Below are 19,499 nucleotides of genomic sequence, written 5' to 3'. Positions count from 1 at the left end.
CGCTCTCGATTGTCTTTACCCAAGCGTCCTTTCTTCCCGGTTTTCCGGTTCTAAGAGAAGTCGCAGAGGCTTAGCCGTTAGTGCCAGCGTGATGTAACAGAAGAAAGGCAAAGCCAATGGCTCTTTATGAACATGTGCTTCTTGCCCGCCAGGACATTTCCCAGCAGCAGGTCGACGCTCTCGTCGAACAGTACAAGGGTGTCCTTGAAGCTAATGGCGGCAAGGTTGGTAAGGTAGAAAACTGGGGTCTTCGTCCCCTCACCTACCGTATCAAGAAGAATCGCAAGGCGTATTACACGCTCGTAAACATTGATGCACCAGCAGCTGCTGTTGCTGAAATGGAACGTCAGATGCGCATCAACGAAGACGTTCTTCGTTTCATGACCATCCGCGTTGAAGAACACGAAGAAGGCCAGTCGGCCATGCTTTCGCGCCGCGACGAACGTCGTGATCGCGATGACGACCGCGGCCCACGTCGTCCACGTGAAGGCGGTTTCGACCGTGGTGATCGCGGCGACCGCGGTGATCGTGGCCCACGTCGTCCACGTGACAACGAAGCTGGCGAAGGAGCATAATCATGGTTGATATCAATCAGATCCCAACCCGTCGTCCTTTCCATCGTCGTCGCAAGACATGCCCGTTCTCCGGTCCAAATGCACCGAAGATCGACTACAAGGACATCAAGCTCCTGCAGCGTTACATTTCGGAACGTGGTAAAATCGTTCCTTCGCGTATTACAGCTGTCAGCCAGAAGAAGCAGCGCGAACTCGCTAAGGCGATCAAGCGCGCACGTTTCCTCGGCCTGCTCCCATACGTTGTGAAGTAAGACCTTTTCGCGAGGCGGCATTCATGTCGCCTTGCGTTTCTTCCCGGATGCGATGGGCGCAAACGGAGTACTAAAATCCCAAGTTGGGGCGTAGCGAATGATCGCAGCCTCTAACTGCAAAACCGGAACAGCCGGAGCAGGACAGCGAATTTATGAAATTCAACGGAACCATCATTGGAGTCGGCACATTGGCGGGGCTTGCCTCGGCATTGATGTCGTCTGGCGTCATCGCCCAATCGGGCATGGCGGTGGTTTTGTATTTCCTGACACCATTACCAATTTTTGTAGCTGCTCTTGGCTGGGGTTCGAGCGCAGGGCTTATCGCTGCTGCTTGCGCCACCATCGCGGTTGGCATTGTTGCGGCACCAATGGCAGCCGTTCTTATGGCTCTGACAAGCTATGCGCCTGCTGCAATCGGCGCCTACCTTTCAGGCCTTGCACGCCCTGCTTCTGAACTCGGCGGCCCCAAAGACGTCATGGTCTGGTATCCATTATCAGACATCGTTTTCCGCCTCGCTTTGATGGTGGCTGCCAGCTTCATTATCATCGGCTTCATTCTTGGTTTCGGTCCGGATATGGCGCGGGAACTCGCCAATACGCTGATCGACAGTCTTGCCGCAGCTGATCCGCAATTCACTGCAAGCGATGAAATGCGCCAAAGTGTCAGCTCGCTTTTGATGGTGGCGTTGCCTGCTATCCAGCCTGCTACCTGCCTCGCCATTTTGATGGGCAATCTGTATCTTGCTCTGCGCCTGACGGCGCTTTCCGGTCGTCTGCGCCGCCCGCGTGATGACTGGCCAGCAACCATGCGCATGCCGCGCCAGGCACTTCTGGTCTTCGCCGTCGCCCTTGCCGTGGCCTTTCTGCCCGGCGCTGCCGGTCTCATTGCAACGGTTGTCGTTGGCGCACTGAGCTTCGGCTTCATGATTGCAGGCCTTGCGACTTTCCATCACCGCACACGCGGCAAAGCATGGCGTCCAGTGGTTCTGTGGCTGGTCTATGTAGCGATCATACTGTTCGCATTTCTACTTTTCGTATTCATGGTTTTCGGTCTTTTCGATACGTCGCGTGGAGCGCCGATTTCGAAAATCCCGAATGCCGATAACCAATAAAACGCATCCACTTCTCGAAAGGAAATTCAAATGGACGTTATTCTTCTGGAACGTATCAGCCGCCTCGGTCAGATGGGCGACACAGTCAAGGTCAAGGACGGCTTTGCTCGTAACTTCCTTCTGCCACAGGGCAAGGCTCTTCGTGCAAACGAAGCCAACCGCAAGAAGTTTGAAGGCCAGCGCGCGCAGCTCGAAGCTCAAAACCTTGAGCGCAAGAACGAAGCTGAAGCAGTTGCAACCAAGCTCAACGGCGAATCGTTCATCGTTGTTCGTTCGGCTGGTGAAACCGGTCAGCTTTACGGTTCAGTTTCGACCCGTGACATCGCTGACATCATCACTGCAAACGGCTTCAATCTGCACCGCAATCAGGTTGAACTGAAGCAGCCAATCAAGGCAATCGGCGTGCACGAAATCGTTATTTCGCTGCATCCTGAAGTCGAAGTTACTGTTTCAGTAAACATTGCTCGCTCGACCGAAGAAGCTGAACGTCAAGCAAAGGGTGAAGACCTGACTTCAATCGAAGCCATCTACGGTATCGAAGAAGCTCCACTTGCTGACGAAGTCTTCGATGAAGACGAAGAAGGCGAAGAAGACCAGGCTTAATTTGCCATTTATCAGCCCATGAAAGCCCTTTAATATTGCGGGCATTACCATGGTGGTAAACTTTATATGATCATGCCCGGCGGCTTCCGTCGGGCATTTTCTCTTTTCAGATCGAAAATTTTGCCTATTCTTCATATTAGTGTTGGATTGAAGAGAGTGCTGACGGAAACGTCCGTGTTTGCTCAGGCGAAAGCCATAGGCCAATTGACCGAATGGGAATTGCCTGAAATCTGATGACAGAGCGGCTTCGACTTAGGGAACAGTCCGCCTGCCATGCAACTGCATGGATGTTGCACTTGCTTCAATCTCTGAAAAGGGGATGGGGCCTATGCATGGAATGCTACGTACAGTTCTTTCGCACATGATCAAAGCGGGTGATTTATCGGTCACTGATTCAGACGGCAATATTTTTCAATACGGGGACAAGACCGGCGAACCGGTCCACATACGCTTTAATACGCGCCATGCCGAACGCGCAGTCGCGCTCAATCCCGAACTGAAGCTTGCAGAATGTTTCATGGATGGTGAGATCGATTTTCTTGATGGCAATATTTATACGCTGCTGAAAACCGTTTTCGAGAACACGGGCCCGACAGCCGCTACCGAGCCTTGGATGAAGGCAGCAGGCAAGGTCCGGGTGCTGTTTCGGCGCTTCCAGCAGATGAACGATATCACCCGTTCATCCAACAACATCAAAAGCCATTATGATCTTTCAGGTGCGCTTTACGATCTTTTTCTTGATCCAGACAAACAATATAGCTGCGCCTATTTCGATACACCCAATGCAACACTTGCAGAAGCACAGCTTGCCAAAAAACGGCATATCGCTGCAAAGCTTCTGGTCAAGGAAAATCAAAAAATACTCGACATCGGCTGCGGCTGGGGTGGCATGGGGCTTTATCTCGCCCGATATCTCAAAGCCAATGTAACAGGTGTAACGCTTTCGGAAGAACAGCATGCCATTGCCAATCAGCGCGCATTGGATGAAGGGCTTGAAGAGCGCGCAAAGTTTGAGCTGAAAGACTATCGCAAAATTGATGATGAGTTTGACCGACTGGTGTCAGTTGGCATGTTCGAGCATGTCGGTGTCGGACATTTTGCGGAATATTTTGAACATGCCGCGCGACTGTTGAAAAAGGACGGTGTTTTTCTGCTTCACGCGATAGGCCGCGCTGATGGTCCCGGTGCAACCAATCCGTTTATACGAAAATACATCTTCCCTGGCGGCTATATTCCGGCACTTTCCGAGGTATTACCCCATATTGAAAAAGCCGGGCTTTACGTGACCGATATTGAAATCTTGCGGCTTCATTATGCTGAAACGCTTAAAGAATGGCGGCTTGCTTTCATGGCGCGGCGCGATGAAGCCAAGGCGCTTTATGATGAACGCTTCTGCCGCATGTGGGAGTTTTATCTGGCAGCATCAGAAAGTGCGTTCCGCTGGCAAAACATGATGGTGTTTCACATCCAGATTGCGCACAAACAGGACGTCGTGCCGCTCACTCGCAATTACATTGAAGCCGAAGAAAAGCGGCTCAAGCGGTTGGACAGTGCACCCAAAGGCGCGAATAGCGAGGCACAAACCCAAAAAAGGAGTGCAAAGGCATAATCAAAATCAGACGTCACCCGTCAAGCCACTTAGTCAAGACTTGGGCAAAAGATTAAACCGTGAACTGTGGATGTCTGTGAATCATGGTATATTTTGTTTCTTCCAGCAGGAATCATCCCGAGGCCGCGTTGTGTTTGGCCTCGATTAAGGTCTAGCTGGAAATATCAGGGACAGGATAGAAGAATCATGGCGGAAGCGGCGGTACGCAAACTTGACGATGCGCGCGATCAAAAAGATGCGCTTTATCGTGAAGCACCCCACAATATTGAAGCAGAACAGGCGCTGTTGGGCGCTATTCTGATCAACAATGATGCGTTTTACCGGGTTTCCGACTTTCTGAAGCCAACCCATTTCTTCGAGCCTTTGCATCGCAAGCTCTACGAGATTTCTACCGATCTGATCCGCGTTGGCAAAATGGCCAATCCGGTCACGATGAAAACCTTTCTGCCTAATGAAGGCAAGATCGGTGATCTGACGGTCTTCCAGTATGTTGCGCGCCTTGCGACCGAAGCCGTCACCATCATCAACGCCGAAGATTATGGCCGCGCGATCTATGATCTTGCGACCCGCCGTGCCTTGATCGGCATTGGCGAAGACATGGTCAATGTGGCCTATGATGCGCCGGTTGATAATGCGCCGCAGGAACAGATCGAAGACGCCGAGCGCCGCCTGTTCGAGCTTGCCGAAACTGGCCGTTATGACGGCGGTTTTCAGCCGTTCAAGGATGCCGTCACCAACGCAGTCGATATGGCCAATGCCGCTTTCATGCGTGATGGCCATTTGTCGGGTGTTTCCACTGGCATCCACATGCTGGACGGCAAAATGGGTGGCTTGCAGCCTTCCGATTTGATCGTGCTTGCAGGTCGTCCGGGTATGGGCAAGACCTCGCTTGCAACCAATATAGCTTTCAATATCGCCAACGCCTATGAAAGCGAACAGCAGGCCGATGGTACGTTGAAGGCAATCAATGGCGGCGTTGTTGGTTTCTTCTCGCTCGAAATGTCGGCGGAACAGCTCGCAACGCGTATTATTTCCGAACAAACAGAAGTTTCTTCCTCGAAAATCCGTCGCGGTGATATTACCGAATCAGATTTCGAAAAGTTGGTCGCCTGCTCGCAGCATATGCAGAAAATTCCGCTTTATATCGATCAGACCGGTGGTATTTCGATTGCACAGCTGGCTGCACGTGCGCGTCGCTTGAAGCGCCAGCGCGGCCTTGATGTTCTGGTAATCGACTATATTCAGCTCATGACCGGATCGTCCAAAGCGTCCGCGCAAAACCGTGTTCAGGAAATTACTGAAATCACAACGGGGCTCAAGGCGCTCGGCAAAGAACTGAATGTTCCGATAATTGCGCTCTCACAGCTTTCGCGTCAGGTGGAAAGCCGCGAAGATAAGCGTCCGCAGCTTTCGGACTTGCGTGAATCAGGTTCGATCGAGCAGGACGCCGACGTGGTGCTCTTCGTGTTCCGTGAGGAATATTATGTCAAAAACCTCGAACCGCGCGATGAGTTCGATCCGAAGTATGAAGAGTGGAAGCAGCACTTTGAAAAAGTGAAAGGCACAGCCGATGTGATCGTTGCCAAGCAGCGTCACGGACCAACCGGCACCGTCAAGCTCGCCTTCCAGTCAGAATTCACACGATTTGCAGATTTGGCCGAGGGGTCTTATATCCCGGAGCAATATGAATAGCATCCTTATCAAAAACGAGTGTGCCTGATGGCCAAGGCACGCATTCAGTTCATCTGCCAAAATTGCGGCGCGGTTCACACGCGTTGGGCGGGCAAGTGCGACTCCTGCGGCGAGTGGAATACGCTTGTCGAGGAAGGCACCAATAGCGGCATTGGTTCCGGCCCCGGCTCCATGCTTTCCAAGCGCAAAGGTCGCGCCGTCGCCCTCACCTCGCTTTCAGGCGATATCGAAGACGCACCGCGCATCATTTCCGGCATAAGCGAACTTGATCGCGTCACTGGCGGCGGTTTCGTACGCGGTTCCGCAGTGCTGATCGGTGGCGATCCCGGCATTGGCAAATCCACGCTTCTGACGCAGGCGGCAGCAGCGCTGGCCAATCGCGGCCATCGCATCGTCTATGTTTCGGGCGAAGAAGCGGTCGCACAGATACGCCTGCGTGCGCAACGGCTTGGCGTGGCATCAAGCGCTGTCGAACTTGCTGCCGAAACCAATGTCGAAGATATTTTGGCGACCGTTTCCGATGGCAAGCGGCCTGATCTTGTAATCATCGACTCGATCCAGACGCTGTGGACAGACATGGCGGATTCAGCGCCAGGTACCGTCACGCAGGTTCGCTCCTCCGCACAGGCCATGATCCGTTATGCCAAACAGACAGGAGCTGCGGTCGTTCTCGTCGGTCATGTCACCAAGGAAGGGCAGATTGCCGGCCCACGCGTTGTTGAGCATATGGTCGATGGCGTTCTCTATTTTGAAGGCGAAGGCGGGCATCAGTATCGTATCCTTCGCACTGTGAAGAACCGCTTTGGCCCGACAGACGAAATCGGCGTGTTTGAAATGTCGGACGGCGGCTTGCGTGAAGTGTCCAATCCGTCCGAACTTTTCCTTGGTGAACGCAACGCCAAGACACCGGGCGCTGCCGTATTTGCCGGGATGGAAGGCACACGCCCAGTTCTGGTTGAGATACAGGCACTTGTCTCCCCATCCTCGCTCGGCACACCGCGCCGTGCGGTGGTGGGCTGGGACGGAAGTCGTCTTGCAATGATTTTGGCTGTTCTCGAATCACATTGCGGCGTGCGTTTCGGTCAGCATGATGTTTATCTCAATGTGGCGGGCGGCTATCGCATCAGCGAGCCGGCGGCCGATATTGCAGTTGCTGCGGCCCTTGTTTCATCGATTGCCGGTATTGCTCTACCCGCAGATTGTGTTCATTTCGGTGAAATCAGTCTTTCCGGCGCTGTTCGTGCGGTTTCACATGCGGTACAGAGGCTTAAGGAAGCGGAAAAACTCGGTTTTAAGCAAGCTGTTGCGCCCGGTGGAACCAGTGAACTTTGGAAAGACCGCGGTTTCAGCCTTATGGAGACCACGGCTTTGTCCGATCTGGTTGTTCGGATCGCCGCATCGGGTCCGAAGAAGAAAGACTAAGATTTTAGCGTGGGAAGATTTCGTCAACTTTCCGCTGTTAGATTACTCAATATGTTAGAGCGTCCTTTGTGCGCCTCACAGGGCGCACGCGCTCTAATGCAAATTTGACTGCCCCGCAGGTGAAAACCACGCTGCGTATAAATTAAGGACAGGCCAGAATGCCGATTACGTTACTTGATGGAATTCTACTCGGAATAACGCTGGTTTCGGCCGTTCTTGCGATGGTCCGTGGTTTCTCACGCGAAGTGCTTTCGTTGGTTTCATGGGCTGCGGCAGCCGCAGCAGCATACCTGTTTTACATGCCGGTACTGCCCTTCCTGCAGCCCTATATCAACAACGAAACCATCGCAAAGATTGCAGCCGCGGGTGCCGTTTTCCTCGTTGTACTGATAATTGTTTCGCTGATTACCATGAAGATCGCTGATTTCATCATCGACAGCCGTATCGGTGCACTCGACCGCACGCTCGGCTTTTTGTTCGGTGCAGCACGTGGTGTATTGCTCGTCGTTGTTGCGATGCTGTTCTTCAACTGGCTTGTTCCGACAAACCAGCCAGCATGGGTCAATAATGCCAAATCCAAGCCGATGCTCGATTCGTTTGGCCAGCAACTGATTGATTTGCTGCCTGCAGATCCTGAATCGGCGCTCAAGCAGTTCAAACCGGGCCAGGAAACACAAGCGCCCGCTGGCACCGAAAATGGTGCTCCAGCCGAGCAGCCCGTACCGGACGACACACCGGCTGCAAATTGATCCCAGACACTCTTTTTTGAAACCGGCAGTCCAAAACTGCCGGTTTCATGCATTTTGCTATCTGTATTGACGCAGTGTTCATCGCAAAGCTGCCACTCAATTTCTCTGGAAATGCTTGAAAACTTCCCCTATATCAGCGGCTGAAACGCACAGCATGTAAGGGACGGCTTTTAAAACAGCGCTCTTTCCTGTAAATGTTGCTTTTAGTAACCGCAATCGAAAGGCCTTGCGGACAATGTTCCAACAATCGCATGACGAAAACTCCTTTATGCTGGACGATGATACGTTGCATGAAGAGTGTGGGGTATTTGGCATTCTTGGCCATGAGGACGCCGCGGCGCTGACTGCTCTTGGCCTGCATGCTCTGCAGCATCGCGGACAGGAAGCCGCCGGTATTGTCTCCTACCATAACCGTCGTTTCCATTCGGAACGTCATATGGGATTGGTCGGCGATCACTTCACAGATGTTTCCACGCTCAAGCGCCTGCCCGGCGACCGTGCGATTGGCCATGTGCGCTATTCCACGACTGGCGAGACAATCCTGCGCAATGTGCAACCACTCTTCGCAGAGCTGGAAGTGGGCGGCATCGCGATTGCACATAACGGCAATTTTACCAACGGCATTACGCTACGCAAGCAGTTGATCGCATCGGGTGCTATCTTTCAGGCGACGTCAGACACCGAAGTCGTTCTGCATATGATCGCGCGTTCGCGTCAGACCTCTTCAAGCGCACGTTTTGTCGATGCGATCCGTCAGGTTGAAGGCGGTTACGCCATGCTGGCGCTGACCCGCACCAAGCTGATTGCCGCACGTGACCCGGTTGGTATTCGTCCCCTCGTCATGGGCGAGCTCGACGGCAAGCCAATCTTCTGTTCGGAAACCTGTGCTCTCGACATCATAGGCGCGAAATACATTCGAGACGTTGAAAACGGCGAAGTCATCATCTGCGAAATCCAGAAAGACGGCTCCATCACCACTGATTGCATCAAGGCTGAAAATCCGCAGCCAGAGCGTCTCTGTCTGTTTGAATATGTCTATTTCGCACGTCCGGACTCAGTTGTCGGCGGTCGCAGTGTTTATGTTGCGCGCAAGAACATGGGCATGAATCTGGCCAAAGAAGCGCCAGTCGAAGCCGATGTCGTCGTTCCGGTCCCAGATGGCGGAACACCGGCTGCTCTTGGTTTTGCACAGGCCAGCGGCATTCCGTTTGAGTATGGCATTATCCGCAATCACTATGTTGGCCGAACCTTCATCGAACCAACACAGCAGATTCGCGCCCTCGGCGTGAAGCTCAAGCATTCTGCCAATCGTGCGATGATCGAAGGCAAGCGTGTTGTGCTGGTGGATGATTCCATTGTACGCGGTACAACCTCAGTCAAGATCGTTCAGATGATCCGCGAGGCAGGTGCCAAGGAAGTGCATATCCGCGTTGCGAGCCCGATGATTTTCCACCCGGATTTCTACGGCATCGACACACCGGATGGCGATAAGCTTCTGGCAAACCAGTATGACAGTCTGGAAGCCATGTGCCGGTATATCGGTGCAGATTCGCTGGCATTCCTTACCATTGACGGGCTTTACAAGGCTGTTGGCGGTGAACCGCGTGATCCGAAGGCACCCGCCTTCACCGATCACTATTTTACGGGTGAATATCCAACCCGGCTTCTCGATCAGGAAGGCGAAAGCAACGTTCACACCTTGTCGATGCTCGCCTCCAATGGCTGATTGAAAATCTACACACAGGCGGCTATCAGGCCGCCTGTTTCACGTTCCTGACGACAGCGCTTTTCGATCTGATTGGATCAGGTTGTCGCTCTGTATGTTTTTTTCTGAAACGCATCTTACCCGGAACTCGTTTCACACTTTTCGGGATGCGTTCTAAACTGGGGGTATAATGAGTATCGACCTTACAGGCCGTGTGGCCTTGGTAACGGGCGCATCGCGCGGTATTGGTTATTTTTTGTCACTAGAGCTTGCAAAGCGCGGCGCACATGTGATCGCCGTTGCGCGTACAGTCGGCGGACTGGAAGAGCTTGACGATGAAATTCGCAAGATCGGCAGTAGTACCACGCTTGTACCGCTTGATATTACGGATATGGAAGCGATTGACCGGCTTGGCGGCTCTATTCATGAGCGTTGGGGCAAACTCGACATTCTGGTTGCAAATGCTGGCGTTCTTGGCACGATTTCCCCCATCGGCCATATTGAAGCCAAGACCTTTGACAAGGTGATGAATGTCAATGTCACAAGCGTTTGGCGATTGATCCGCACCACAGATCCGCTGCTGCGTGCATCTGATGCCGGCCGTGCAATTCTGCTCTCATCCGGTGTCGCCCACTCCTGCCGTGCTTTCTGGGGGCCATATGCGGCGTCCAAGGCAGCAGTTGAAGTGATGGGACGGAGCTGGGCTGAAGAAACCAAGCAGATGAAGCTTAAGGTCAATTCGGTCAATCCCGGCGCAACCCGCACCGCGATGCGCGCGCAAGCCATGCCGGGAGAAGACCCCGAAACCCTACCGACTGCACAATCGGTTGCGGAGAAGATTGTTAAACTTGCTGATCCACACCTTGATGTTACCGGCAAGCTTTACGATGTGCGTCAGGATCGTTTCCTCGATTATCATATGCCATCCTAATCACTGTTTTTCCGGCCTTGCATAACCTCAAGGCCGGAATTATCATTTTGTATTCTTCCGCTCCTGCCGAACCATTCGGCCCTGTGTTAAAGCGGACCTCTTCCCAAAACATATTTCTCTGAATCTTACCTTCCCAACACACTTGGAGGAACGATGTCTCACGACCATCAACGCTTTATCATTATCAGTGGCGGCCCCGGTTCGGGCAAAAGCACACTTATCGATGCACTTGAAAACAAGGGCTTTGCTCGGACAGTTGAAGCAGGGCGTGCGATCATCCAGCATCAGGTAAAGATTGACGGTCAGGCATTGCCATGGGTTGATCGTGCACTGTTTGCCGAACTTATGCTTTCATGGGAGATGCGTTCTTACGAGCTCGCACATCACAGCAAGGGACCTGTGTTTTTTGATCGCGGCATACCCGATGTGATCGGTTATCTCACGCTTTGCGCTCTGCCCGTGAGCGAACATGTGAGACGCGCGGCATTGATGATTCGATATAACAGAACGGTGTTTCTTGCGCCGCCATGGGAAGAGATTTTCGGACAGGATAGCGAGCGAAAACAAGACTTTGATGAAGCCGTGCGCACATTCAGAGCGATGGAGCAGGCATATCGGGACCTCGGATATGAAATCGCGCTCCTGCCGATATCAACGGTTCAGGAGCGCGTGAATTTCATCCGCAAAACTTTACCATCAGACTTCTTCTGACGGATCACTTTCGAGTGCAGCATTACGGTCGGCGGCTTCACGCTTGTTCCACGCAACAAGACTGAATGGCAGAAAAGCTAAGTAAGCAAGGGCTGTGAGCGTCAGCGTGTGCCATGTGAAGCTCATGAGAAACGCCACATAGATCACCACCAGCAAAATCAGCGGCATCACGAAATCGCGGCGAATAAGTCCGCCTGCGGATTTGCCATTATAGACCGGCAGACGGCTGACCAGCAGGAAAGCAATTGCTACGGTGAAAAGCGCAACCGCGAAAGCAAGCCCCTTTGTTGGCGTAAGCCCCAGAAAACCGAGATAGACGGGCAACAACACCAGCATCGCGCCCGCAGGTGCTGGAACGCCGATGAAATAATTGCTCTGCCAAGGCGGACGGTTTGGATCTTCCAGCATCACATTGAAACGCGCTAAGCGCAGGCAGCAGGCAATTGCATAGAGAAGTGCTGCAATCCAGCCAAAAGAGCGCGCCTGATCAAGCACATAGACATAAAGCACCAGCGCGGGTGCAACGCCAAAATTGACGATATCAGCGAGTGAATCCATCTGCTCGCCAAACTTAGACGAGCCTTTCATCATACGCGCCACGCGGCCATCCACACCGTCAAGAAATGCCGCAACCAGCACCATCATCACTGCAAGTTCAAAGCGATGCTCAAAAGCCAGACGAATGCCCGTTAGGCCCGCACAAATTGCGAGAACCGTGATGACATTCGGGACAACGATGCGCAGTGGAATCTGCGACAATCTAGGGCCACGCGATGAATTCACGCGGCCATTCGGCTCGAAGGGTGGGAATGGTGTTTCCATCGGCTCAGGCGATCCGAACCACTGGCTCAGCACGGGTACTACCAAATTCGGCAAGCACTGTCTCACCGGCAACGGCTGTCTGACCAACAGCCACGCGAACCGATGCACCGGCTGGCAGATAGACATCAACGCGTGAGCCAAAACGGATCAGGCCGAAACGTTCGCCGACGCTAAGATTATCGCTTTCACGCGACCAGCAGACGATACGGCGTGCGACAAGACCTGCGATCTGCACAACGCCGACTTTACCGTTTGCACTGTCGATAAGAACGGAATTGCGTTCATTATCGGTGCTGGCCTTATCAAGCTCTGCATTGAGGAACTTACCCGGACGGTGGAAAATCTTTTCGATCTTGCCGCGTACCGGGGCGCGGTTGATGTGAACCGAAAACACATTCATGAACACGGAAACACGCATCAGTGGCTCTGCGCCAAGATCAAGTTCAGCTGGCGGCACAGCAGGACCAACGAAAGATACTTTGCCATCAGCCGGGCTGATCACCAGATCATCGGCGATGGGCGTCACGCGTTCAGGGTCACGGTAGAAATAGATGCACCAGATGGTCAGCACCAGGCCAACCCAGAAAAGCGGCTCCCACAGCCAGCCCAGAATGAGCGAAACCACGAAAAACGCCGCGATAAACGGATAGCCTTCACGATGGATCGGCACGAAAGTGTTACGGATTGTATCAGACAGGCTCATCGATTTTCCTTTAGGTTTGGCCGTTTTTACCTCATCCTGTCCAAAATCCAAATCGATTTCGCAAATTATTCACGACTGTTAAGGCGCGTGATCCTACCGTGCCTTACGGCCAGTAATTCGTATAGCGCGTGAAAATGATAAAGAGCGCAAAGAGGATCACCGCCGAGATCACAAAAACACAGGCGATCTTATAGACGCTCCACACGAGCCACAGCGAAAATCTAATCATTCGCCCCCCTTATGAAAATACTGACTTCTCGACTCGTCTGTAAAAACTTGCGCAACGAAATTTGCTGTCCACTCACCCGTAATTTCGTATGGCGTCCCACCGACCTCCAGATCATCTTCGAATAGGTTGAAGGTATCCAAAGGATCTTTGAACGTATCTGTAAAGTAGAATTGACTTTCGCCACTGATTAGCAACATGGCACCTTGCGTTTTAACATCACCGTTAAATATACCTCTGACTTTACTACTACCATGCGAGAACTGAACAGACCCAAAATCATATGAGTCCCGAAAAGGGTAACTTAGCGATCCACTTCCGTCTTTACGGGCCTTACTTGCAATCTGTCCTGACAACCGACGAAATACACCTTCTTTTCCATCGTGATAAGCATACCGCTCCGCAATCTCTTGCAAGTGGCCTATTTCCAACAAGGTTACCGGGCGCCCATTCCCAAAAAAATAATGCTTCACGAAATCCAAATTGCCCCAGCGACCATAGGGCCCGGCAAGACTTGATGAAAAATTATGCGTTGCATACTCTGTTGCCCCTTCGACATATGGCTCAGCGATGCATCTGCAATTATACTCTTCACCGGGATGACCAGTAACAGGCCGCTCATTCCATGAAAATAATTTGCCGTCATTGGCAGCATGTTCGCTTCGCACGCGACCATCAAGCTTTGTACGCCAAATATAATGTGTGGTACTCCGCTCCTCAGCACCAACATTCGCTTTGTGTAACAATGCTTGATGATAACGCATCAAATACCAAAGAAACTTTTCTTCGGTGTGTGAAGCATCCATAATTTCGTTCCAAACACGAGGAACACTGCCATGTTTGATATAGTGACTGAAAGCTTCCCGGCGGCTTAATTCATTCAACCGTTGTCTGCTCTTATCGATCTTAGATAAATATGTATTCATGAGCCCTCTCAAATTACAATTTCTGAGAGGGTAACGGCGATAGATCCTAAGGGGATAACTTATTCAAAAATTTGTTTCTATCAGGCTCGAAAGTTGAATTTCATCTGCGTGAACGACAACGGCGCTTTTCAAACCATGCAAGATTTTTCAAATTGGGGTTGGAGAAATTGAGCCAATCACAAGGCCCTTCAGATGGCTCTTGGTTACGCTCAAACAACAAGCTAGCCCCTACCCATCCGATGTAATATCCGTTGCAGCTAAATGGCCCGCGGTGCAATCCGCTGACATCCTTACCGTATTGAGGAGAAACACGTAAATTTGTTTCTCCATCGATGAGGCCACCACCTGTTGCAGCATAGACCTCTATGTAACGGTCATTAAAACACATCATATCCAAATCACGAGCTAAAAGCGTATGGCCATCAGCAGCAAACAGATCAGGTCGGCCATATAGAGTGAAATCGAAAACTCGTTTCACCACCATTTTATTCGGCAACACATAACTGTCGTTAAAATGCGCAACCAGACCAACGAACACAAATGCAATATAAAGGGTTACAATCGTAACGCATAAAAACTCATAGACCTTCCAGGTCCACCAGAGTGTCTTTTTCCAAAATATTTTTTGCCGAAATATCTGTGACATTGTCAGCCCCCAGACTGACAATGCCTTAATTCTCGATCTCTGCAAAGAGCCTTACTCAGCTGCCGGAACACCCCGGCTGACGACGCCCATATCGTCGTTTTCACGAACCTGACGCAGGCGTTCTTCTGCCTCATCCGCTTCACGCTGACGGCTCCACATCGACGCGTAAAGTCCATCCTGCAAGAGCAGATCGCGATGCGTGCCACGCTCGGCAATCAGGCCATCTTTCAGCACGATGATTTCGTCAGCACTGATCACGGTCGACAGACGGTGTGCGATCACCAGCGTTGTGCGGCCACGGCTGACAATATCAAGCGCCGACTGGATTTCCTGCTCCGTCGCGGTATCGAGCGCCGAAGTTGCCTCATCCAGAATGAGGATTGGTGGCGCTTTGAGGATCGTGCGTGCAATCGCAACGCGCTGCTTTTCGCCACCCGAAAGCTTCAGTCCGCGTTCACCCACCATCGCCTGATAGCCTTCCGGCAGATGTTTGATGAACTGGGAAATTTGCGCCATTTCGGCTGCCTTTTCCACGTCCTGATCGCTCGCATCGGTGCGGCCATAACGAATGTTATAGGCAATCGTATCGTTGAACAGCACCGTATCCTGCGGCACCATGCCGATGACTTTACGCAAGCTTTCCTGTGTCACTTCGCGCACGTCCTGCCCATCAATCGTGACAGAACCCGACTGCACATCATAAAAGCGGAACAGCAGTCGCGAGATCGTGGATTTGCCCGCACCCGATGGGCCGACAATCGCAACCGTCTTGCCCGCTGGCACTTCAAAGCTCACACCTTTAAGGATCGGGCGGTTGGCGTCGTATGCAAAGTGCACATCGTTGAAACGGATTGCGCCCTTGTCGACGCTGAGCGGCTCAGCAGTCGGCTTGTCCTGCACTTCTTGTTGCACATCGAGCAGGTCGAACATCTGCTCAATGTCGGTCAGACCCTGACGGATTTCGCGATAAATGAAACCGATGAAATTGAGCGGGATGGAAAGCTGCATCAGCATGGCATTGATGAAAACAAAGTCACCGAGCGACTGCGTGCCAGCCTGCACTTCGCGCGCGGACATCACCATGACAATTGCCATGCCCACGCCAAAGATCACAGCCTGACCAAAGTTCAGCCAGCCAAGCGACGTCCATGTCTTTGTTGCCGCATCTTCATAACGCGCCATCGACGCATCGAAGCGTTTGGCTTCCATCGTCTCGTTGCCGAAATACTTGACCGTCTCGAAGTTGAGCAACGAATCGATAGCCTTAGTGTTGGCATCGGTATCTGAATCGTTCATCTCGCGGCGGATATTGATACGCCAATCGCTCGCCTTGATCGTGAACCACGTATAGGCCACGACAGTTGCAGCAACGACCAGCAGATAGGAAAAGCCATAAGCGAATGCGAAAATTACCGCTGTCAGCGCAAATTCCAGCACAGTCGGCAATGTATTGAGGATCGTGAAACGGACAATTGTTTCAATGCCCTTGGTGCCACGCTCAATAACACGCGAAAGCCCGCCCGTGCGTCGCTCCAGATGGAAGCGTAGCGAAAGCTGGTGCATATGAACGAAGGTTTTATAGGCAAGCTGGCGTACCGCATGCTGGCCAACGCTAGCAAATAGCGCATCACGAAGCTGGTTCAAGCCAGCCTGAATGATCTTGGCCGCATTATAAGCCAGCACGAGCATAACCGCGCCAGTGAGAAAGAGCGGAATGTAATCCGCAGCATCAAGTTGCCCGTTCAGCGCGTTCGTCACCCATTTGAAAAAATAGGGAACGAGGATCAAGACAAGCTTGGAAATTACCAGATAGAACGTCGCCCATACCACGCGCATGCGCAGATCCGGACGCTCAGACGGCCACATATAGGGCCATAAATTTCGCAATGTTTTGAACGTTTCGCCAGAATCGGCAGAAACAGTTTTGGGGGAACTCATGATGTTTCTTTCAGATCAGACAGGTTTCTCGCAGCAGCCGTTGCTGAAGGCTGCAAGATGCGAACGAATGATGGTCAGTTGCTGCCAGTTGACGCTGTAGCGTGATGTCTGGCGGTCGGGCCGATAGTCGATAAGGCCAGCTTGTACGAGAACTTTAAGATGCTGCGACACGGTGGACTGCGCAAGGTCGAGACGACCGACAATGTCTTTGCAGCAGCAAGCATCCTCAAGAATGAGCTGTCGGAGAATGTGAATACGCACGGGATGGCCAAGCGCTGCATAGATGCGCGCTGCCAAATCGTCATCCACGCCTGAAACAGCATTGGACATTATTTCTAGGGAGATATTCATCGTAAATCGACGATATACGATTATACTCAAAAAAACAAGATTACGCAGTGTCTTTTCTAAAAGACACTGCGTTCACGAAATAGAGATAGCGAGTTTACATCAGTTTGCAGAATCTTGCAGACGACGCTGCACTTCATCATCACCGAGTGGCTGCTGCGGCATAATGAAAACCTGACCCGGCAGAATTAGGTCAGGGTTACGTATCTGATCACGATTGGCGAGGTAAATCGTCGTGTAACGCGTGCCATGCCCATAAGTACGCTTGGAAATTGTCCAGAGGTTGTCACCTTTGCGGATGATCACCGAACCTTCAACCTTCTGCAACGGTGTGCCACTGGCAGCATCTTCCGCGCCGCTATTCTGAGCTGCTGTCCCCGTTGCAACTGCCGAGACATTCTCACCGGCTTCGCGGCGGAACGGCACGCGAGCAGTTGCAATCACGCGACCCGTGCTGTCGAGAAGATCGGCACGGATGATATAGTCGCCAACTGCAAGCGGCTTCTGGCTCTGCACCAGAAAACGGCCTTCGGACGATATTGCGCTGGAGCCAAGCAAAATTTCATTGGCATTGACCACAACGCGCTGCCCCGCTTTCGGGTCATTTACATGGCCTGCAACAAAGACTTTGTCGCCTTCGATTTCGACCGCCTCAATGGCAAGCGGCGCATCGGTATCAGACTGCACCTGTGGCGTAGTTTGCGCTGTCTGAGCATCTGGCTGCGAGGAACCTACGGCGGACTGAGTTGGCACCTCCGGCTTGGTAATCAGGCGGCTTGCCTGACCGGGCTCTTCAACAAGTGCCAAAACCTGACCATTACGACTATCAGGTACAGAAACAATAGCAGTCTGCGTAGATGTTGCGACATTGCTGCCTTCACCACCCGCACGAAGCACCAACTGGTGATCGCCCGGCGCAAGCGTCTGATCAAGAACAATGGCAAAATCACCATTTTCGCCCGTCTTGGCAGTGCCCAATACCTTTGAGCCAGCAATGATTTCCACGTCGGTATTTGCCGCCGCCTGACCGGCAATCACCACGGAACCATCAGGTTCAACGCGTAGAATGTCGAAAACCGGCACTTTGGCACCCTTCGGGGCATCGAGTGCTGCAACTGGTGCAGCCTGTTCTGTTGCTTGTTGCGGCTGCGCCCCCGCTGGCTTCTGCAACTGTTGTTGAGCGTCCACTGCTGGGGCTTGCGCAGATTTTGGCACATTGGCCGCTTCGGGAGCTGTTGCAACCGTGTCTGAATTCGACACAGTACCCTGCACTTTAAGGGAATTCCAATAATACGCGCCCGCGCCCAAAACGAGGACAAGAACAACACCGATAAGACCATATCTATAGTTTTGCATTTCGGCCTGAATTCCAGATGAGATAAATTAACCACGATGTTTATCGCGTTTTTCTTTACCTCACAAGGAGTTGAACGGAATTGCGCGTGTTCTTAGATGATTATCGCAGTGAAATTACTCTTCTGTACAGCTGATTGGTTTTTCCTGTTCAGGATCGTCCATCAGATTATACAGATCGGCAGTTGGGCCCTTGGTCCACCAGACATAAATGCCACCCGCATATTTGGCACCAGAGCCAGAGAGAACATTGGCTGCAATGACGGTATTGTTTTCCATTTCAAGCTCTACCAGCGAGTTGTCACCGGCGTTATAATAGGTCGCAGAGACATTCTGATCACCGCATTTATAGAGTACCGCGTTCTCGGTTACATCAACATCGTCAGCAAGCTTGATGGTAATCTCTCCTGCGAAAGCACCCGATGCAATGAGTGAAAGACCCGCAACCAAAATCCATTTTTTCATGCCATCAAGCTCCCTGTCAAAATTATGCTTAGCAACACTTATAACTGTAGAAGCTTGACGCTGAAACCGCAAAGTAGCACAAGAAATTATGTCTCAGATTCGATCCATTTGTGTTTATTGCGGCTCTTCAACGGGCTTAAATCCAATCTATCGTGAAGCGGGCCTGACGCTGGGGCGCTCCCTTGCCGAACATGGCATCCGCCTTGTTTATGGCGGCGGCACGCGCGGCATTATGGGCGCGGTTGCTGAAGGTGTTATGAAGGCTGGTGGCGAAGTCACCGGCATTATTCCAACCTTTCTGCTCGATAAGGAAGCAAGCCTTGAGAAGGCAAAAGAGCTGACCGAGCTTATCGTTGTTGGCGATATGCATGAGCGCAAGCATCTCATGTTCCAGAAGTCGGATGCCTTCGTGACCCTGCCCGGTGGCATTGGCACAGTTGAAGAAATCGTTGAAATGATGACCTGGGCGCAGTTAGGCAAGCATCGCAAACCAATGGTTTTTGCGAATATCAACAGCTTCTGGCAGCCGATGCTGACGCTGCTTGATCATATGACGAATGAAGGCTTTATCCACACCGCGCATCAGGTAAAGCCGCTCGTGATTGACCGGGCAGAAGACATTGTCCCTGCGATCTTAGCTGCCAACGGCAAAGCCCATGAAGGCGATCCGGCGATTATCGAAAAGATGTGAGTGCGGTTTCAGTACAAGAAT

Annotated in this window: 21 protein-coding genes; 12 read left to right on the top strand and 9 right to left on the bottom strand. The window is 52.1% G+C overall.

What is annotated here, in order from left to right; all coding sequences use genetic code 11:
- Positions 1-116: 116 nt before the first annotated feature.
- From rpsF to CEV31_RS07990, 11 genes are all read left to right on the top strand, one after another.
- On the top strand, positions 117-575 hold the full coding sequence (gene rpsF / locus CEV31_RS08040) for a 30S ribosomal protein S6 (RefSeq protein ID WP_094506476.1): 459 nt from the start codon (positions 117-119) through the stop codon (positions 573-575).
- A 2-nt stretch (positions 576-577) separates the two neighbouring features.
- Complete coding sequence (rpsR, locus tag CEV31_RS08035) at positions 578-826, top strand: 30S ribosomal protein S18 (RefSeq protein WP_094506475.1); 249 nt, start codon at positions 578-580, stop codon at positions 824-826.
- Positions 827-978: 152 nt separating this feature from the next.
- Positions 979-1,938 carry a DUF2232 domain-containing protein gene (locus tag CEV31_RS08030; RefSeq protein ID WP_094506474.1) on the top strand — a complete coding sequence of 320 codons (960 nt, stop codon included), beginning with the start codon at positions 979-981 and terminating at the stop codon, positions 1,936-1,938.
- Positions 1,939-1,968: 30 nt separating this feature from the next.
- Positions 1,969-2,541, top strand: a complete 573-nt coding sequence (gene rplI, locus CEV31_RS08025) for a 50S ribosomal protein L9 (protein WP_094506473.1) — start codon at positions 1,969-1,971, stop codon at positions 2,539-2,541.
- Between the two features lie 328 nt (positions 2,542-2,869).
- Complete coding sequence (locus tag CEV31_RS08020) at positions 2,870-4,150, top strand: SAM-dependent methyltransferase (RefSeq protein WP_094506586.1); 1,281 nt, start codon at positions 2,870-2,872, stop codon at positions 4,148-4,150.
- 186 nt (positions 4,151-4,336) lie between these two features.
- Entirely contained in the window at positions 4,337-5,842 is a 1,506-nt protein-coding gene (locus CEV31_RS08015) for a replicative DNA helicase (protein WP_094506472.1), read from the top strand.
- Between the two features lie 27 nt (positions 5,843-5,869).
- Positions 5,870-7,264, top strand: a complete 1,395-nt coding sequence (gene radA, locus CEV31_RS08010) for a DNA repair protein RadA (protein WP_094506471.1) — start codon at positions 5,870-5,872, stop codon at positions 7,262-7,264.
- A 158-nt stretch (positions 7,265-7,422) separates the two neighbouring features.
- A complete protein-coding gene (locus CEV31_RS08005; RefSeq protein ID WP_094506470.1) occupies positions 7,423-8,013 on the top strand; it encodes a CvpA family protein in 591 nt (196 codons plus the stop codon).
- Between the two features lie 235 nt (positions 8,014-8,248).
- Complete coding sequence (purF, locus tag CEV31_RS08000; protein WP_094506469.1) at positions 8,249-9,739, top strand: amidophosphoribosyltransferase; 1,491 nt, start codon at positions 8,249-8,251, stop codon at positions 9,737-9,739.
- A 169-nt stretch (positions 9,740-9,908) separates the two neighbouring features.
- Complete coding sequence (locus tag CEV31_RS07995; RefSeq protein WP_094506468.1) at positions 9,909-10,649, top strand: SDR family NAD(P)-dependent oxidoreductase; 741 nt, start codon at positions 9,909-9,911, stop codon at positions 10,647-10,649.
- A gap of 153 nt (positions 10,650-10,802) precedes the next feature.
- On the top strand, positions 10,803-11,360 hold the full coding sequence (locus CEV31_RS07990) for an AAA family ATPase (RefSeq protein WP_094506467.1): 558 nt from the start codon (positions 10,803-10,805) through the stop codon (positions 11,358-11,360).
- Here CEV31_RS07990 and pssA read toward each other — a convergent pair.
- The 9 genes from pssA to CEV31_RS07950 all read right to left on the bottom strand — a co-directional run bounded on the left by pssA (position 11,346) and on the right by CEV31_RS07950 (position 18,787).
- Positions 11,346-12,182, bottom strand: a complete 837-nt coding sequence (gene pssA / locus CEV31_RS07985; protein ID WP_094506585.1) for a CDP-diacylglycerol--serine O-phosphatidyltransferase — start codon at positions 12,180-12,182, stop codon at positions 11,346-11,348. The two genes, CEV31_RS07990 and pssA, sit on opposite strands and share 15 nt — an antisense overlap.
- Before the next feature lie 4 nt (positions 12,183-12,186).
- Positions 12,187-12,885, bottom strand: a complete 699-nt coding sequence (locus CEV31_RS07980) for a phosphatidylserine decarboxylase (RefSeq protein ID WP_094506584.1) — start codon at positions 12,883-12,885, stop codon at positions 12,187-12,189.
- Between the two features lie 103 nt (positions 12,886-12,988).
- Positions 12,989-13,114, bottom strand: a complete 126-nt coding sequence (locus CEV31_RS21395; RefSeq protein WP_268876325.1) for a hypothetical protein — start codon at positions 13,112-13,114, stop codon at positions 12,989-12,991.
- The gene (locus CEV31_RS07975) at positions 13,111-14,037 is read right to left on the bottom strand and encodes a phage minor head protein (RefSeq protein ID WP_094506466.1); all 927 of its coding nucleotides are present in this window, start codon (positions 14,035-14,037) and stop codon (positions 13,111-13,113) included. The genes CEV31_RS21395 and CEV31_RS07975 overlap by 4 nt, the downstream gene beginning before the upstream one ends.
- A gap of 100 nt (positions 14,038-14,137) precedes the next feature.
- Positions 14,138-14,683, bottom strand: coding sequence for a hypothetical protein (locus tag CEV31_RS07970; protein WP_094506465.1), 546 nt, complete (start codon positions 14,681-14,683; stop codon positions 14,138-14,140).
- A gap of 51 nt (positions 14,684-14,734) precedes the next feature.
- Positions 14,735-16,621, bottom strand: a complete 1,887-nt coding sequence (locus CEV31_RS07965; protein ID WP_094506464.1) for an ABCB family ABC transporter ATP-binding protein/permease — start codon at positions 16,619-16,621, stop codon at positions 14,735-14,737.
- 15 nt (positions 16,622-16,636) lie between these two features.
- Positions 16,637-16,972, bottom strand: coding sequence for an ArsR/SmtB family transcription factor (locus CEV31_RS07960; protein WP_094506463.1), 336 nt, complete (start codon positions 16,970-16,972; stop codon positions 16,637-16,639).
- Positions 16,973-17,071: 99 nt separating this feature from the next.
- On the bottom strand, positions 17,072-18,325 hold the full coding sequence (locus CEV31_RS07955) for a LysM peptidoglycan-binding domain-containing protein (protein WP_094506462.1): 1,254 nt from the start codon (positions 18,323-18,325) through the stop codon (positions 17,072-17,074).
- A 114-nt stretch (positions 18,326-18,439) separates the two neighbouring features.
- Positions 18,440-18,787 (bottom strand): MliC family protein, encoded by a 348-nt coding sequence (locus CEV31_RS07950; protein ID WP_094506461.1) that lies wholly within the window; start codon positions 18,785-18,787, stop codon positions 18,440-18,442.
- An 88-nt stretch (positions 18,788-18,875) separates the two neighbouring features.
- Between CEV31_RS07950 and CEV31_RS07945 the strand changes: the two genes are divergently transcribed.
- Positions 18,876-19,478, top strand: a complete 603-nt coding sequence (locus CEV31_RS07945) for an LOG family protein (RefSeq protein ID WP_094506460.1) — start codon at positions 18,876-18,878, stop codon at positions 19,476-19,478.
- Positions 19,479-19,499: the final 21 nt, after the last annotated feature.

The organism is Brucella thiophenivorans (assembly GCF_002252445.1).
GTDB lineage: Bacteria > Pseudomonadota > Alphaproteobacteria > Rhizobiales > Rhizobiaceae > Brucella > Brucella thiophenivorans.
The sequence above is the reverse complement of the archived record's forward strand: the minus strand, read 5'-3'. Positions and strand labels throughout refer to the sequence as shown.

Coding starts and splice junctions, on each gene's coding strand:
- radA (WP_094506471.1), top strand. CDS start 5,870: ATGGCCAAGGCACGCATTCAGTTCATCTGCCAAAATTGCGGCGCGGTT.
- CEV31_RS07975 (WP_094506466.1), bottom strand. CDS start 14,037: ATGAATACATATTTATCTAAGATCGATAAGAGCAGACAACGGTTGAAT.
- CEV31_RS07950 (WP_094506461.1), bottom strand. CDS start 18,787: ATGAAAAAATGGATTTTGGTTGCGGGTCTTTCACTCATTGCATCGGGT.
- CEV31_RS08020 (WP_094506586.1), top strand. CDS start 2,870: ATGCATGGAATGCTACGTACAGTTCTTTCGCACATGATCAAAGCGGGT.
- pssA (WP_094506585.1), bottom strand. CDS start 12,182: ATGGAAACACCATTCCCACCCTTCGAGCCGAATGGCCGCGTGAATTCA.
- rpsR (WP_094506475.1), top strand. CDS start 578: ATGGTTGATATCAATCAGATCCCAACCCGTCGTCCTTTCCATCGTCGT.
- CEV31_RS07980 (WP_094506584.1), bottom strand. CDS start 12,885: ATGAGCCTGTCTGATACAATCCGTAACACTTTCGTGCCGATCCATCGT.
- rpsF (WP_094506476.1), top strand. CDS start 117: ATGGCTCTTTATGAACATGTGCTTCTTGCCCGCCAGGACATTTCCCAG.
- purF (WP_094506469.1), top strand. CDS start 8,249: ATGTTCCAACAATCGCATGACGAAAACTCCTTTATGCTGGACGATGAT.
- CEV31_RS07990 (WP_094506467.1), top strand. CDS start 10,803: ATGTCTCACGACCATCAACGCTTTATCATTATCAGTGGCGGCCCCGGT.
- CEV31_RS07970 (WP_094506465.1), bottom strand. CDS start 14,683: ATGTCACAGATATTTCGGCAAAAAATATTTTGGAAAAAGACACTCTGG.
- CEV31_RS07945 (WP_094506460.1), top strand. CDS start 18,876: ATGTCTCAGATTCGATCCATTTGTGTTTATTGCGGCTCTTCAACGGGC.
- CEV31_RS08005 (WP_094506470.1), top strand. CDS start 7,423: ATGCCGATTACGTTACTTGATGGAATTCTACTCGGAATAACGCTGGTT.
- CEV31_RS21395 (WP_268876325.1), bottom strand. CDS start 13,114: ATGATTAGATTTTCGCTGTGGCTCGTGTGGAGCGTCTATAAGATCGCC.
- CEV31_RS08015 (WP_094506472.1), top strand. CDS start 4,337: ATGGCGGAAGCGGCGGTACGCAAACTTGACGATGCGCGCGATCAAAAA.
- CEV31_RS08030 (WP_094506474.1), top strand. CDS start 979: ATGAAATTCAACGGAACCATCATTGGAGTCGGCACATTGGCGGGGCTT.
- CEV31_RS07995 (WP_094506468.1), top strand. CDS start 9,909: ATGAGTATCGACCTTACAGGCCGTGTGGCCTTGGTAACGGGCGCATCG.
- CEV31_RS07955 (WP_094506462.1), bottom strand. CDS start 18,325: ATGCAAAACTATAGATATGGTCTTATCGGTGTTGTTCTTGTCCTCGTT.
- CEV31_RS07965 (WP_094506464.1), bottom strand. CDS start 16,621: ATGAGTTCCCCCAAAACTGTTTCTGCCGATTCTGGCGAAACGTTCAAA.
- rplI (WP_094506473.1), top strand. CDS start 1,969: ATGGACGTTATTCTTCTGGAACGTATCAGCCGCCTCGGTCAGATGGGC.
- CEV31_RS07960 (WP_094506463.1), bottom strand. CDS start 16,972: ATGAATATCTCCCTAGAAATAATGTCCAATGCTGTTTCAGGCGTGGAT.